Annotated in this window: 11 protein-coding genes; 4 read left to right on the top strand and 7 right to left on the bottom strand. The window is 63.3% G+C overall.

The genetic code is table 11. From position 1 onward, the window contains the following. Positions 1–41: 41 nt before the first annotated feature. The 7 genes from secA to mtrA all read right to left on the bottom strand — a co-directional run bounded on the left by secA (position 42) and on the right by mtrA (position 10,805). A complete protein-coding gene (gene secA, locus ACT3TS_RS15000; protein WP_444532321.1) occupies positions 42–2,819 on the bottom strand; it encodes a preprotein translocase subunit SecA in 2,778 nt (925 codons plus the stop codon). A gap of 121 nt (positions 2,820–2,940) precedes the next feature. Continuing rightward, entirely contained in the window at positions 2,941–4,152 is a 1,212-nt protein-coding gene (locus ACT3TS_RS14995) for a winged helix-turn-helix domain-containing protein (RefSeq protein WP_444532320.1), read from the bottom strand. A 58-nt stretch (positions 4,153–4,210) separates the two neighbouring features. Then, a complete protein-coding gene (gene hpf, locus ACT3TS_RS14990) occupies positions 4,211–4,906 on the bottom strand; it encodes a ribosome hibernation-promoting factor, HPF/YfiA family (RefSeq protein ID WP_444532319.1) in 696 nt (231 codons plus the stop codon). 114 nt (positions 4,907–5,020) lie between these two features. Next, positions 5,021–5,791, bottom strand: coding sequence for a ComF family protein (locus ACT3TS_RS14985; protein ID WP_444532318.1), 771 nt, complete (start codon positions 5,789–5,791; stop codon positions 5,021–5,023). 439 nt (positions 5,792–6,230) lie between these two features. Next, positions 6,231–8,009: an LpqB family beta-propeller domain-containing protein gene (locus tag ACT3TS_RS14980; RefSeq protein ID WP_444532317.1), complete on the bottom strand. Its 1,779-nt coding sequence runs from the start codon at positions 8,007–8,009 to the stop codon at positions 6,231–6,233. Further along, a complete protein-coding gene (gene mtrB / locus ACT3TS_RS14975; protein WP_444532316.1) occupies positions 8,009–10,096 on the bottom strand; it encodes an MtrAB system histidine kinase MtrB in 2,088 nt (695 codons plus the stop codon). Before mtrB ends, ACT3TS_RS14980 begins: the two co-directional genes overlap by 1 nt. Before the next feature lie 34 nt (positions 10,097–10,130). Then, the gene (mtrA, locus tag ACT3TS_RS14970; protein WP_444532315.1) at positions 10,131–10,805 is read right to left on the bottom strand and encodes an MtrAB system response regulator MtrA; all 675 of its coding nucleotides are present in this window, start codon (positions 10,803–10,805) and stop codon (positions 10,131–10,133) included. A 724-nt stretch (positions 10,806–11,529) separates the two neighbouring features. On the opposite strand from mtrA, the gene ACT3TS_RS14965 reads away from it, so the two are divergent. The 4 genes from ACT3TS_RS14965 to ACT3TS_RS14950 are packed head-to-tail and all read left to right on the top strand — an operon-like array spanning position 11,530 to position 15,718. After that, entirely contained in the window at positions 11,530–12,678 is a 1,149-nt protein-coding gene (locus tag ACT3TS_RS14965) for a DUF7847 domain-containing protein (RefSeq protein WP_444532314.1), read from the top strand. 12 nt (positions 12,679–12,690) lie between these two features. Then, the gene (locus ACT3TS_RS14960; RefSeq protein ID WP_444532313.1) at positions 12,691–13,365 is read left to right on the top strand and encodes a DUF4129 domain-containing protein; all 675 of its coding nucleotides are present in this window, start codon (positions 12,691–12,693) and stop codon (positions 13,363–13,365) included. After that, a complete protein-coding gene (locus tag ACT3TS_RS14955; RefSeq protein ID WP_444532312.1) occupies positions 13,362–14,672 on the top strand; it encodes a DUF4350 domain-containing protein in 1,311 nt (436 codons plus the stop codon). The genes ACT3TS_RS14960 and ACT3TS_RS14955 overlap by 4 nt, the downstream gene beginning before the upstream one ends. Beyond that, the gene (locus tag ACT3TS_RS14950) at positions 14,669–15,718 is read left to right on the top strand and encodes an AAA family ATPase (RefSeq protein ID WP_444532311.1); all 1,050 of its coding nucleotides are present in this window, start codon (positions 14,669–14,671) and stop codon (positions 15,716–15,718) included. The genes ACT3TS_RS14955 and ACT3TS_RS14950 overlap by 4 nt, the downstream gene beginning before the upstream one ends. Positions 15,719–15,720: the final 2 nt, after the last annotated feature.

Raw genomic sequence — 15,720 nt, 5'->3', positions numbered from 1 at the left:
CAACACCGGCGGCATTCCCTGCAGAAGTGCGAAAACGGGTGTTAGCGCTTTTTCTTCTTCTTGTTGTTTTTGCTTGCCGGACGCTTGGCCGACGGCGGCAGGCCGCCGCTGCGGCGCTCGACATGCGTCTCGGCATCACCTTGGGCATCGGGGGCGCTGAACTGAAGCTGTGCCGGCTTGGCCGGTGCCTCAAGCCCCGGAGCCGTGATGTGTGGCGCATCGTGATCGTGGTCGCCGGCACCGGGTGCGGCGCCGTCCACGCGGCCCATCAGTGCCGACGGTGCGTCTGCCACGACGCCTACGGCGGCATCGGGTGAGTTTTCAACCTGCACTTCCAGGTTGAACAGGAAGCCGACACTCTCCTCGCGGATGCCCGCCATCATGGACAGGAACATCTCGTAGCCTTCACGCTGGTACTCAACGAGCGGATCACGCTGGGCCATGGCGCGCAGTCCGATGCCTTCCTTGAGGTAATCCATTTCGTAGAGGTGTTCCTGCCACTTGCGACCCACCACGGACAACACAACACGGCGTTCCAGCTCGCGCATGGTGGTCGAGCCCAGGGCCGCCTCGCGTTCCTGGTAGGCCACCTTGGCGTCGGAAAGCAGCTCGGTCTTGAGCGTTTCAGCCGTGATCCGGCCTTCGCCGCCAACTTCTTCGGCGATCTCCTCGACCGTGAGAGCCACGGGGTAGATGGTGCGCAGGTTGTTCCAGAGAGTTTGGAAATCCCAGTCTCCCGGGTGTCCGTTGCTCAGCGCAGCCTCGATGATCTCGTTGACCGTGTCCTCCAGGAAGTGCTGGACCTTTTCGTGCAGGTCTCCGCCTTCCAAAATGCGGCGGCGGTCGCTGTAGATGGCTTCGCGCTGGCGGTTCAGGACGTCGTCGTACTTGAGGACGTTTTTGCGCTGTTCCGCGTTGCGGCCTTCGACTTGTCCCTGTGCGGAGGCAATGGCCTTGGAAACCAGCTTGGACTCCAGCGCAACATCGTCGGGCATGGACGAGCGTGACATGAGCCGTTCGGCGGCACCTGAGTTGAACAGGCGCATCAAGTCATCGGTCAGGGAGAGGTAGAACCGGGATTCGCCCGGGTCACCCTGACGGCCTGAACGGCCGCGCAGCTGGTTGTCGATGCGGCGTGACTCGTGGCGCTCGGTGCCCAGGACGTACAGTCCACCGGCTTCCAAAACAGCCTCGTGCTCGTCCTTGACGGCCAGTTTGGCTTGCTCGAACGCCTCGTCCCAGGCTGCCTCGTACTCTTCCGCGTTTTCTTCCGGGTCAAGTCCACGGGCGGCGAGCTCGGCAACAGCGTTGAACTCGGCGTTGCCGCCGAGCATGATGTCGGTACCTCGGCCGGCCATGTTGGTGGCTACTGTGACGGCGCCGCGACGGCCTGCCTGTGCCACAATGGCGGCTTCCCGTGCGTGGTTCTTCGCGTTCAAAACCTCGTGCTTGACCCCTGCCTCGGCCAACTTCTTGGACAGGTATTCGCTTTTCTCCACGCTTGTTGTGCCCACCAGGACCGGCTGTCCGGTCTCGTGGCGTTCGGCAATGTCGGCCACGACGGCGTCGAACTTCACGACTTCGTTCTTGTACACCAGATCAGCCTGGTCGGCGCGGGCCATCGGCTTGTTGGTGGGGATGGGAACAACGCCGAGCGAGTAGGTGCCCATGAATTCCGACGCTTCGGTTTCGGCGGTGCCGGTCATGCCCGAGAGCTTCTCATACAGCCGGAAGTAGTTCTGCAGGGTGACTGTGGCCAAGGTCTGGTTCTCAGCCTTGATCTCCACGCCTTCCTTGGCTTCAATGGCCTGGTGCATGCCTTCGTTGTAGCGGCGTCCGGACAAAATACGGCCGGTGTGCTCGTCAACGATGAGGACTTCGCCGTCCATGATGACGTAGTCCTTGTCGCGCTTGAACAGTTCCTTGGCCTTGATGGCGTTGTTCAGGAACCCAATCAGCGGCGTGTTGGCGGATTCGTACAGGTTGCTGATGCCAAGGTAGTCCTCAACCTTTTCAATGCCGTCTTCAAGGACGCCGACGGTGCGCTTCTTCTCGTCAACTTCGTAGTCTTCTTCAACGTTCAGGCGCAGCACGACCTTCGCGAATTCGCCGTACCAGCGGTTGGCATCGCCGGACGCCGGGCCGGAAATGATCAACGGGGTGCGGGCCTCATCGATGAGGATGGAGTCCACTTCATCCACGATCGCAAAGTTGTGGCCGCGCTGGACCAGTTCGTCCTTGCTCCATGCCATGTTGTCGCGCAGGTAGTCAAAACCAAATTCGTTGTTGGTGCCGTAGGTGATGTCGGCGGCGTACTGGGCGCGGCGGACGGTGGGGTCCTGGTTGGAGACGATGCAACCGCTGGTTTGCCCCAGGAACCTGAATACGCGTCCCATCAGATCGGACTGGTACTGCGCCAGGTAGTCGTTGACGGTGACGATGTGGACGCCCTTGCCGGTGAGCGCGTTGAGATACGCCGGCGCGGTCGCGACCAGGGTCTTGCCTTCACCGGTTTTCATTTCTGCGATGTTGCCCAGGTGCAGGGCGGCACCACCCATGAGCTGGACGCGGAAGTGGCGCAGGCCGAGGGTGCGGGACGACGCTTCACGCACGGCAGCGAACGCCTCCGGGAGCAGATCATCCAACGACTCGCCGTCAGTGTGGCGGGCCTTGAGCTTGTCCGTTTCCTCGCGCAGTTCAGCGTCGGTGAAGGTCTGAAAAGAGTCCTCCAGCGAATCAATGGCGTCGGCAAGGACGTTGAGTCGTTTTAGTGTCTTGCGATCGCCTGTGCGAAGGACCCGCTCAAGAAGTGATGGCACGAAGTTGCTCCCAATCTATTGCTGCCTAAAAGTGGCGTGTTCAGTCTACGTGAGAAGAAGTACAGTTTCCCGCCAGTTTCCGAGCAAATCCTCCAGAAGTGCCTCGGCAGGCATCGGAGAATCACCCAAGGGCCGCAGCGAGTGCCGGTGCCAAGTCACCGTGGGGAAGCACGACGACGTCGCCAAGTCCCAGCCACTCTGCCATCAGCACCAGTTCCGCGGCAAGTTCGACGGCGGTGTGCGCCGGCGCATCCGGCTCACCGAACGCGCCACGAACCATGAGCAGGCCGTGCTGCCGATCGGCCTTCAGGTCCACGCGGGCCACGATGTTCTCGCCCAGCAGAAAGGGCAGCACGTAATATCCGTATCTGCGTTGCCCGGCCGGGGTGTAAATCTCCAGGCGGTAATGAAAGCCGAACAACTGCTCCAGGCGGCGGCGTTCAAACACGAGCGAGTCAAAGGGGCTGAGCAGCGCCCGCGCCTGGGCGGCGCGTGGGACGCTTGCCTTGGTGTGGGCAAACACCTCGGCATTCCACCCCTGCACTGTGACCGGCTGCAGTTCGCCCTTGTGCACGAGCGCGGCCACAGCTGCTGCGCTGGCTTTCACGGGCAGGCGGAAATAATCGGCAAAACAACGGACTGTGCCAATGCCGTGGGCTTGGGCAGCCGCGGCAATGAGCCGTTCCATCGCCTCGTATTTGTCCGGGTTGTCATCCCCTGCGGCTTGGACTGCGGCCGGCAGGACCCTTTTCACCAGCGAATATTTACGTTCAAACTGGTCATTGCGAGACGCTGCACCAACGACCCCTTGTTCAAAGAGCCCCTCCAGGGTTCTTTTGACGGCGCTCCAATTCCAGCCCCAGCCGTCCTTGTTGTTTTGTTCCTCGTGACCAATGCGGGCCTTGACCTCACGGGCTGTCAGCGCACGGCTCCCCGCCAGCAGTTCCAGAATCTGGGCCTCCAGGGCCTCCCGCAGCGCTGGTTCGAGGCTGTCGGATCCCACCCAGCTGCGGTTTTGCCACACACGCAGGTCGTGGAAGTGGACCGGCCGGATGAAGCTGGCCTCGTGCGCCCAGTACTCCATCATCTTTCGCGGTGCCGTCCCCGCCATCGAATTGAGGATGCTGCGGTCATAATTTCCCAGTCGGGAGAAGAACGGCAGAAAATGGCTGCGCGAAATAATGTTGACTGAGTCGATCTGCACCAGCTGCAATTTGGCAAAAGTCCGGCCCACGGCCCGTGGTGTGACGGGTTCCGTGGACCGGACTCTGGCCAGTCCCTGGGAGTGGAGTGCAACGCGGCGGGCCTGTGGCAGGCTCAACCGTGCGTTCATTCCCTACGTCCCTTGACTATCCTCGTTGCTGGCATGTTGCGTGTGTCTGAATCTGGGATCAGACCTTGGCCGGCTCATCCGCAGACCGGTAGGCGGAGATTTCTTCGGGAACCTCGGCGTTGTCATCGAGGGAAATGACACCGTAGGTCCAGCCCTTGCGGCGGTAGACCACAGAGGGGATGCCGGTTGCTGAATCGACGAACAGGTAGAAGTCGTGGCCGACCATTTCCATGTTGTCCACCGCATCGTCGAGGGACAATGCCGTGGCCGGGAAGACCTTGCGGCGGATCAGCACTGGTGAATCGCCGGCGGGAATGTCGTTCTCAATGTCGTAGGGCGACGTGTCCGTGACTTCCTCGGCAGGAGTCTGAGCGTAGATTGGCTCGGAACTGCTGACGGGGGGCAGGGAGCCGGTGGCCTCATTGACGGCCACGGGGGCGTGCCTGCCATGGTGGACTTTCTTTTTGTCCTTGGCCCTGCGAAGCCGCTCCAGCAACTTCCCGTAGGCCAGATCAAAAGCAGCGAACTTGTCCGAGGCGGCAGCTTCCGCGCGGATGACCGGACCCCGACCCAAAACCGTCAGCTCAACAGTGAGTGGAGTTTCTGCGGTGCGGGCCTTGCTCTCCTTGGAAACCTTCACATCGACGCGCTGGACCTTGTTGGCCAACTGTTCGATCTTCGTGAGCTTCTCGCCAGCATATTCGCGGAATCGGTCCGAAACACTCAAGTTGCGACCGGTGATCATGAACTCCATGGTGCCCTCCAAATATCTTCGGTGACACGGCGGCCGGCTAGCATTTGGCGCTACAATCCTGACCGCCGACGGGCGGTTTCCCCTTGCTAGAGGTACCCGTTTACTCACGTTAGTTCACCGCATCGGTTTATTCATCTTTTGCGTCAAAAAACTTTTGGCGAGTCCTTTTTTGGCAGACATTTCGGAGCTCCGATCCGGGGCCCGCGCCGCTGCCAGCACCACTGCAGCGCGCACCTCGAGCCCTGTCTGGCCCAGTGTTTTGGCTGCTTCCCGCAAGGTTGATCCCGTGGTCAGCACGTCGTCGACGATGACGGCCGGTTGGCCGTTCGGCTTCGCTGTGAGCCAAAAGTTGCGAGCCCGCCAACGACTGATTTTCATGGTGTTGCGAACGTTGCTGCGTCGTGCCGCCCGGCCCAGGCCCTTCTGGTGGTGGCGGCGCCATGGCAGCCCCGCCTTGATCCGCAAGACCGGGGCGATCACCACTCCCGGTGGCAGCCGCCCCTCCCGCACCATCGATCGCAGAATCATGGCGACCGGGTCGTAGCCGCGGCGGCGCCAGCCGCTGCCGCTGCTGGGGATTGGAACCAGCCAGAGCCGATCCGGAGGGTTCCGCAGCTCCGCGGCTGTGCCGCCTGACCCAACGGAGGCCGCCGAAGACCGCATCACGTCTGCCAAAGCGTGGGAAAGCCCCCGGGCGAGGCACCGGCCCAGCGGTGCGCAAAGCTCCGTGCGGCCGTGGTTTTTAAAGGCCAGGATGGTCGCAGCCAAGGCGTCCCGGTATTCTCCGGCAGCCACCACGGAAAGATGGGAATCACCCAACACTCCCACCAGCGCATCGGCCGAGCTTTCGGCCCTGAAGGGGGCCGCCGTTTGTCGGCGCAGCACGGCAGCACATGCCGGGCACAAGGACTGGTCTTCGCGACCGCATGCGACGCACTCAGCGGGCATTACCAAGTAAAGAAAATCGTGCCAAGCTCCCTCGCACCACAGCCAAAACCGCAACCAGGGCGAGTTGGCACGCCCCCTGTGCGTCACCGGCAGCGGTGCAAAGTCTGGTTCTTCGACTCCCCCACCGAGGTTGCCCCACCCACCGCCGGCCCTGCCGCCATCACGGCCGTCAGTACGGCCGCCACGTCTGCCACTGTCCATGTCAACGTCCGTCACTGTCCATGAGTCCAGCATGCGCCTGTTGCCGTCCGCGGACGACGGCAACTGGCGCATTGTGGACTACTCGACGGGCAGCCCGGCTGTGGAGGAATGAGCCGCCATGGCCGTCCGCGCCGTGGCGATTCCGGCTGGGGGCGATCCCCGACCAGAAGCGCAGCTATCCGGCGAACGACGCCTGTCGCAGCTCCTTGGCCACCACTTCCCAGCTGTTGCCAACATTCGCAAAGTACTCGTTGTCGGTCTGCGCATGGATGTTGCGCACTCCCGAACCGGCGCTGAGCCATTCAATGCCCGCCAGCTTGTCCATCTGCTGCGGCCCCCGGGCCAGGTCCAGAATCTCGATGGTGACGGGGTCGGCGTCCGACGGCGCCATCACGGCAACACTCGAGTCCCCCACCCACACACCCAAAGTCGGTGTGCCTGTGTGAAAAAGGCTCAGCGGCGCCGTGAGCTCCTTGGGCACCTCCCCTGATTTGAAGATGCCGGTGACACTGACGTTGCTCACACCGTTGGCCTCGGAAATGACCAGGGCCCTGGTGCCATCGCGCGAAACACGCAGGGTTGTCACCTCCTGCCCCACCAGCCATGGAACCTTCAGGACAACAGGGGCACCCATTTTGCCGCCGTCGTTCGGGTTGATGGCAATGACATCCCCGGAGCCGTCCCCGGACGCAGACCACAGCCAGCCGTTGGGGGCGAATGACGGCGCCGTCAGTGCGACCCCGGCAATGGCGAGCAGCGGTTGCTGGCCGGGGCGCACCGAATAAATCTGGTTGCCGGCACCCGAACGGAAGGCAAACTCCTTGCCTGAGTATGAAATTGCCGGCACCGACGGCACCAACGCCGCCACCGACACCATGTCGGGAATGGGCACAATCTTGGTCCCGTCGAAGGTGACAAGCTCATTTTTCGACAGCGCAACCTGGGTTGTCATCACCGAGTTGTCAATGATCATGGGTGTGCTGTCGTCGGCCGCCCCACCCATGTCGATCTGCCTGTCGTCGGCCAAAAACTGCACCTCGGTGACCGTGTTGAGGCTCTTTTGCAGTGTCACCAGCAGCTGGTCGTGCATTTGCTGGCGCTGCTTGACGCTAGTGTCCAGCAGCTGCGGTGCCGTCAGGCCAACCTTCGCCACACCGTTGTCGCTGACGGGCACGGAATCACGCTCGAGCGTGATCCCGTTGGGGAAGGCACTGACAACAGCACCTTGCAGGTACGGTGCGGGACCGTTCAGCATCGCCTTGACAATCGCCGTTGTGGTCCGTGAGGAACGGCTGACAAGCCAGCGGACGTCCGGAACGCCGTAGGTGAACGTGGGGTCGTAGAAATACAGGGACAAGGGGCTGAAAAGCGTTTCAAAGGTTGCCTCGGTCAGCACCACGCCGTCGGGCGCCTCGGAGATGCGCCACTGGCCGTCCACCTGCACCAGCTTCATGTTCAGGCTCTCGGTGGCTCCGTCCTTGGCCGGGGTCAGCACTCCCGTGGCGTCCACCGTGGACACCACATCAAATTTCAGCACAAAGGAGTCTTTTTCCTTCCCCGGAGACACCGAAAAAGCGTCCTTGTACACAAGTGTGCGCTTGTCAGGCGCCCACGACTGCGCCAGCCCCGACGACAAATACTCCCGCGCCACCTGGAAGTCGTCGCTGAGTCCCGTGCCCGACTCAATGAAGCCGCGCACGATGCTCTCCTGCGAGGCGCCCTCCACAGGTGCAAACTGCTCAAAATTGATGTTGACGGTATTGCTGCGCGGAGCCAGCGGATCGCTCTTGCCCACCGGCCCATGGGTTGGAATTGTCGCACAGCCTGCCACGGACAGAAGCACGACGACGGCCATCACCCACGCAGTGGACGCCCAGTGCCGCACTGCCCCTGTCCTGGACCGGCGCGCACTGCCCCGGGCAGGCCGCACCGCGGTTCTCGTCATGGGACTCATCACTGTTCCTCCGTCGCCGGGTTGCTGCTCCCGGAGCTCTTCCGCACGCTTTTGTTCTTCTCCACGTTGCTCTTGTCGGTGCTGTTCTTGTCCGGGCTGCTGGCGGATGCATGCCCGGTAGGGGCCTTCAAGCTTCCCAACGCACCCACCACACGCATTGCACCGGTGTTGGTCAGCACCGGCCCGGTGGTCAACGACGAGGAATAGCCACCCTGACCGCCGTCGGGAGGGAGCGGGACCGGAGAGTGGTCCAGGATTTCACCGCGGCGCCGCGGAAGCGTGAGGCGGAAGCAGGAGCCCTCGCCGGGAATGCCCCACGCGTCGAGCCAGCCGTCATGCAATTTGGCGTCCTCCATGGCGATCGAAAGGCCCAGTCCGCTGCCGCCGGTGGTGCGGGCCCGGGCGGCATCGGCACGCCAGAACCTGAAAAAGACATGTTCCAGCGAGGACGGGGACATGCCGATGCCGTAGTCCCGCACGGCAATCGCAACAGCCGAATCATCCGCCGAGACAAAGATCTTCACCGGCTTGCCCTCGCTGTGTTCGACGGCGTTAAGCACCAGGTTGCGCAGAATTCTGTCGATGCGCCGGGAGTCCATTTCGACAATGCACTTGTGGTTGCGCAGCCGGGTCACGACCGAAAGCTCTGTTGAGTTGGCCTCGGCAACCGGGGCTGCGCCGTCGATCACGGAATGCACCACGGAGAAAATATCCAGCGATTCCACGTCCAGATCGGCCACGCCGGCGTCGAAGCGGGAGATCTCCAGCAGGTCGGCAAGGAGCAGCTCAAAGCGCTCGACCTGGTGAAAAAGAAGTTCCGAGGAACGCTTGTAGATCGGGTCAAAGTGCTCGCGGGCATCGAAAAGGACCTCCGCGGCCATGCGCACGGTTGTCAACGGGGTGCGCAGTTCGTGGGAAACATCCGAGACAAAACGCTGCTGCATCTCCGAAAGCGTGCCCAGGGCCGTGATTTGGTCCTGCAGTGACGTGGCCATTTTGTTGAACGACGTCGCAAGCCTGGCCATTTCGTCCTCGCCCTTGACCACCAGGCGCTCCTCCAGCTCGCCCGCGGCCAGCTTCTCAGAGACGGCCGCCGCCTGGCTGACAGGGTTCACCACCGTGCGCGTCACGTACCAAATGATCACACCAATGAGCACCAGGAGGATGCCGCCGGCGAGCCACAGAACTGACTGAATATAGTCCAACGTCACCTGCGCGCTGTTCAAGTCATAGATCATGTACAGCTCGTAGTTGGTCTTCAGCAGTTCGACCTGGCTGCCCACAACCACTGCCGCATGGACGCCGGAGCTGCCCGTCGGCAGCGCGATTGACTGCCAAAACTGGCCCTTGGGATCCCCTTGGACAGACTTGCGCAATTCGTCGGGGAGGATGGCGGTCGTCAAGCCGCCGGAATCCGCGGAACTCACGGCAAGTTTGCTGTTTTGACCCGGGATCTTGACCAACAGGTATTTACGGTTGTCGTCCGCGCCACCCACTTCGAGCAGTTTCAGGGTGTCTTTCACATATTTCGACACGCCCGGCTGGTCGCTCAGGCTCGCATTGGAAAAATTGTCTTGAATCTGGGTGGCGCCCCGTGTCGATTCCTGCTGCGCTTGGATCAGCCGTTCCTTGAACAAACCATTGGAAATCTGCCCGGCCAGGTAGCCGCCAACGCCAACCACGGCGACCGAGGCAATCAACAAGGTGGTCACAACGGTGCGGAACTGCAGCGATGTGCGCCACCGTGTGGACCATGCCTGTCGAAACCTCACGGCCAGGCGCCACAGGGTCGCGCCTGCGGCGCGCAGCCCGTGGCCTGTTTTGGCCAGCACGGCGCGGACCGGATTTCCAGCTGGCGTTCCGTCGTGCGGCTCAGCCGGGATTTCGGGCGAATTCCCGGCAGACGGTTCGACGGAGACAGCTTTGTCCTCAGACAACTTGCCCGGGGCGTCTGCGCTGCCGGGCGGTTGGGCGGACACGGTTCCGGGCACCGCGTTGCCGGCCGTCTCCTGTCCAGCCCCGACGGAGGGTGGGTGTTGAGCAGCGCGGTGTGTGACGGCGTCGTTCTTGGCCTGGTCCTGACTCATGGCTTGTTCACCGCAGCCGCATGGCAATCAGCGCTTAGTTCCCGGCCTTGTAGCCGACGCCGCGGACGGTGAGGACAACCTCGGGGGCTTCCGGATCACGTTCGATCTTTGAGCGCAGGCGCTGCACATGGACATTGACGAGCCGCGTGTCGGCTGCGTGGCGGTATCCCCAAACCTGCTCCAGCAGGAGTTCACGGGAGAACACCTGCCACGGTTTGCGGGCCAGGGCAACGAGAAGGTCAAATTCGAGCGGCGTGAGTGAGATCTTTTCTCCTGCGCGCCGGATGGAATGACCAGCCACGTCGATGGAGATCTCGCCGATGACAAGCGTTTCCGGGGCCTTGACGTCGCCGGGACGCAGCCGGGCCCGGACGCGGGCAACCAGTTCGGCGGGCTTGAAAGGCTTGGCAACGTAATCGTCGGCCCCCGACTCAAGACCGCGGACGACATCGGAGGTGTCGGACTTGGCCGTCAGCATGACAATCGGGACGTCGGATTCGGCACGGATGAGCCGGCAAACCTCAATGCCGTCCATTCCGGGCAGCATCAGGTCGAGCAGGACAAGGTCCGGCTTGCTGGCCTGGAATACCTCCAGTGCCTTTGCTCCGTCGGCGCAAAATACGGGATCAAAACCGTCATTGCGGAGCACGATGCCGATCATCTCGGACAGTGCCTCGTCATCGTCAACAACTAAAATACGTGCCTTCATACCTCTATATTTGCCTATTACCACCACATTGTCCCCATCGACGCTCCACACGGCCGTCAACTGGGGTCCCATCCGAGGGTTTTTGTGCCCATTTCCGCCGAAGCTGGCTGCGACTGACGTTCGGGTTGCTGGGGATCCGACGCATCCATTGGGCAGCTGCGAGGGGTGCCAAAGCCCATCACCCCTTCTATCTGGTGCATGGACCGCCCGCTTCTGTCCACAAACGGCAAATCTTTCCGCAATGTCCAGGCATTCACAGAATATATTCGGATCTTCCGGATAGGGTTTGATGGTGGACGGAGCCGGGCAACAGGTCCCGGGTCGGCGACTGCTTGGACAGGCATCAGCGGCCCGCAGTGACCCACCGTTGTTCGAGCCGCCATGTTTTGACGGGGGATTCTTTGAGGGGAACACGATGACGCAGGAACCAGGACAACCACCGATTGAGCCAGAAGGCCAACCCGGACAATCTCAGCAGCCCCAGTGGGGCCAATACGGACAGCCCCCACAAGCACCGCAGGCACCGCAGCCTCCACAGCCGCAGGCACCGCAGGCTCAGCCACAATACGGCCAGCCCCAGCAGCCTCCGCAGCCTCAGTGGGGACAATACGGCCAGCCTCAGCAGCCTCAGTGGGGCCTGCCGAACCAGGGTCAGCCGCAACAGCCCCAATGGGGTCAGTACGGCCAACCTCAGTACGGCCAGCCCCAGCCCGGCCAGCCCGGAATGCAGCCCGGATTCAACAATTACGTCGCCCCGCCCAAACCCGGCGTCATCCCCCTGCGCCCCCTGGGCCTTGGCGAGATCCTGGACGGTGCCTTCCAGGCTGCACGCCGCAATGGGAAGGCCATGTTTGGCTCAGCCCTGATCTTCCAGCTCGCCACGACAGCCGTGAGCCTGGCCGTCATGTTCCTGGTCTTTGGCCGGTTCATGTCAGATCTTTTCACCATGGACACGATCAACAGCAACGACGCAGCGGAACTGGAAGCCTTCGGCGGCGGGCTGGTTACATTTTCGCTGTCCATGCTGTTGACGGCTTTCTTTGCCGTGCTCATCCAAATGGTCCTCCAGGGCGCCTTGGTGGTGCCCGTGCTCCGCGCCGTGCTCAACCGCAAAACCACCTTTGGGCAGATGTGGCGCCTGACCAAGCCGCGCGTCGGCAGCCTCATCCTCCTGGCCGTGCTTTACGCCGCCGCCACCCTGGTCGCGATCCTGTTGTTCACGGCGATCGTCGTCGGCTTGATATTCGCCATGGACGCACCGAATTCGTCCACGGCGGTCCTTGGCGTCATCGGCCTTTCACTCCTGCTGAGCCTGCCCTTCGTGGCGGCCGCAGTGTGGCTTGGCACCAAGGTTCTGCTGGCCCCGGCAGCCATTGTCGTTGAGAATGTCGGCGCCATCGCCGGCATCAAAAGGTCGTGGCAGCTGACGCGCAGAAATTGGTGGCGGACCTTTGGCACCTCGATCCTGGCGGCCATCATTGCCGCCGTCATTGGCAGCGTCATCACCACCCCGGTGAGCCTGCTGGTCAGTTTCCTGGTGCCCCTGATGATGGGTGGCGACCCCACCGCCGACCAATCCGTCACCGCAATGCTTGTCGCCCAGGCGATCGCCAGCGTCGTTGGTGCGATCGTCGGCGCGGTGACCCTGGCCTTCCAAACCGGCGTCATGGCATTGATCTACGTTGACCTGCGGATGCGCCGCGACGGCTTTGACATTGCCCTGCTGAAGGAATCCGAGACAGGCAAGGACGACGGCGGGATCCCGGGTTCCCCCGTTCCCGGTGCCGTGGTGCCCGGCAGCCAGGCAACGGACGCCTTCGGCCACAACCCCTACAACCCGGGCCCGCAGCAGCCCGGACACTACGGACAGTAGGCAGCCGCCCACATGCCGTTGCCATTGATTGGCCCAGCCCTGCGCCTGGCCGAAGTTCCTGTTGCCCCCGGGGCCGACGAGGCCCGACGGTGGGCACAGGACGAACTTGCCCAAAAGGTGTATCAGGATGCCAAGCCCGGCTGGGCGGAGCAGCTCGCCGCGTTGATCAAACGGGCCGTGGAGGATCTCCTGAACAACGTCGGGGTTGCCAACGGTTACGCGGGCCTGGCCATTGTTGCCGGCCTTGCACTGGTGGCCGTCATTGCCATCGTGTTAATTGTCAGACCCCGGCTCAACCGCAGGAAGGCCGCCGACCGGGATGTGTTTGCCGGTGTGCTCCTGCTGACAGCCGAGCAGCACCGCAAGCTGGCCCGCACGGCGGCCCAGGCCGGAGACTTCCACACCGCGGTCAGCGAGCAGTTTCGGGCCATCGTCCGAGCCGCGGAAGAACGTGATGTCTCTGTTCCGGCCCCCGGACGCACGGCCCTGGAAATCGCGGCGGAACTGGAACTGGCATTCCCCTCCCACAGCGTTGCCCTGCACCACAGCGCAGAACTCTTCAACTCCGTGCGCTACGGGCACCTGCCACCCACGGCGGACATGTACGAGGAGCTGGCTGCGACAGACACGGCCATGGCCGAAACAACGCCTGTCTATGCCGGAGACTTTCAGGAGGCGCAGCCGTGACCGCCACCGAACAAGCGCCACCGCCTGGGAACTCCGGACCCACCGTGCCCGGGGGCACCGGGGCTGCCGGCACCGACGGAGGCGCGGTTTTTCGTGCGGAGCACCCCAGCGCGCCCAAGCGGGCCGGACGGTGGTGGCGGCAGCACAAGTTTTGGCTTGTCTGCGCCGCCATCTTTGTTGTCCTTTCCCTGCTGGGCATCATTGTGGGCAGCAGCGGGGAACGATCTTCGGGCACCCTGTCCATCACCAACCCGGCCCCGGCAGGAGCCCAAGCGGCCGCGTCGGTGCTGCGCAACCAGGGAGTGAGTGTCACGGCGACGGATTCGCTCGCCGACACCACACATGCCCTCGCTGCCAACGGCCCCGGCAACAGCACAGTGCTCTTTTACGATCCCAACAACCTCCTGACCCCTGACAAGGCGGCAGCACTGTCGGCGGCCGTGCAGGGCTCGGGCGGCAAACTGGTGGCCGTTGCCCCCGGCCCGCTGACGACGAAGAAATTCAGTCCAGACCTCGCCAGCACGGGCACCGCCGCCGGCACGGCGTCGGCGGCCGCCCGCTGCAACATTCCCGCCGCGCTGGCCGCCGAAACAATCGACGGCGGAGCCCCCGCCCTCGGCGCCGCCTCGGCCACTGTTCCCCTGCGCCTGTACAAGGGTGCCGAAACTTGTTTTTCCCCATCCGGGAAGACCACGGCCGGAGGCTACCTGGCCGGCAACAGCTCAGGCGACATTGCAGTACTGGGCAATCCCGGCGTCGTCATCAATCAAAACCTGGCCAACCGCGGCAACGCTGCCCTGACCTTCGGCTTGTTGGGCAGCACCCCAAACCTGCTTTGGTACACGGTGTCGGTGAAAGACATTCCGGTGGCCGAGCAGCAGCAGCCCCTGTCCGATTTCATGCCGGAATGGGTCTTCCCCGCGTCGGCCTGGCTGCTGATTGTTGCCCTTCTCGGCATGTTCTGGCGCGGGCGGCGGAACGGTCCGCTCGTGACGGAGCCGCTGCCTGTCATCGTGAAAGCCTCCGAAACGCTCTCCGGGCGGGCACGCCTGTACCAGAACGCCAGGGCCGTCGACACTGCCGCGCGCACCTTGCAGCACGCCACCTTGACCCGGTTGGCGCGGAAACTGCGGCTGGGAATTTCCGCCGAGCCTGCCGCGGTGGTGGAAGCCGTGGTTGCCGTCAGCGGACGCAAGCACCAAGAAGTGCACGCCCTGCTGCTGGGCGAGGCACCACAAACCGAAAAAGACATGTTGTCCATGGCCGTTGAACTGACGGCCCTAGAGGAAGAAGTGGCAAAGCAATGAGCCTGCCCCACCCGGAATCCGCGCCCCCCGCCCCCATGCCGCCTGCCCAGGCTCCGCAGTACCAGGGCCGCACCCAACCACAGCATCCGCCTGCCCTGAGCCCGTCGGCGCAGTCCCTGCTGGCCGTCCGCAGCGAAGTGGCCAAGGCCGTCGTCGGCCAGGAAGCCACCGTGACCGGGCTGCTCATTGCCCTGCTGGCCGGCGGGCACGTGTTGCTGGAGGGCGTGCCGGGTGTGGCCAAGACACTGCTGGTCCGCGCCTTGTCCGCAGCGTTGAGCCTGGACACCAAGCGGGTGCAGTTCACCCCTGACTTGATGCCCGGCGATGTGACGGGATCATTGATTTACGATGCCAGCACCTCAGCCTTCACCTTCCGGGAGGGGCCCGTCTTCACCAACATTCTGCTGGCCGACGAGATCAACCGGACGCCGCCCAAAACCCAGGCCTCACTTCTGGAAGCCATGGAGGAGCACCAGGTCTCGGTCGACGGCGTTTCGCGCAAGCTGCCGTCGCCGTTCATGGTGGCCGCCACCCAAAACCCGGTTGAATACGAGGGCACCTATCCGCTGCCCGAGGCCCAGCTGGACCGCTTCCTGCTCAAACTCACCATGGAGCTGCCCGGGCGCGACGATGAAATTGAAGTGATCCGCAGGCACAGCCTGGGCTTTGACCCTCAGGACCTGCCTGGCGCCGGCGTGCGTGCCGTTGCCGGCGCAGCCGAGCTGGCCCAGGCCCGCACCGAGGTGGCGCAGGTCGGTGTTGCCGGGGAGATCCTGGCTTATGTGGTTGACCTGGTCAGGGCCACCCGCACGGCCCCGTCCTTCCAGCTGGGTGTTTCCCCGCGTGGCGCGACGGCCATCCTCAAGTCGGCCCGCGCCTATGCCTGGCTTTCGGGGCGCGGCTTCGTCACCCCCGACGACATCAAGGCATTGGCGCTGCCCACCCTGCGACACAGGGTCGCCCTGCGCCCGGAAGCCGAGATGGACGGCGTCGCCGTGGACGACATTCTGCTCTCAATTCTGGCCACAGTGCCAGTGCCGCGCTGACG

It is taken from the genome of Specibacter sp. AOP5-B1-6 (assembly GCF_052376555.1).
In the GTDB taxonomy this organism is placed as follows: domain Bacteria; phylum Actinomycetota; class Actinomycetes; order Actinomycetales; family Micrococcaceae; genus Specibacter.
This window is presented reverse-complemented; position numbering and strand designations above follow the sequence as displayed.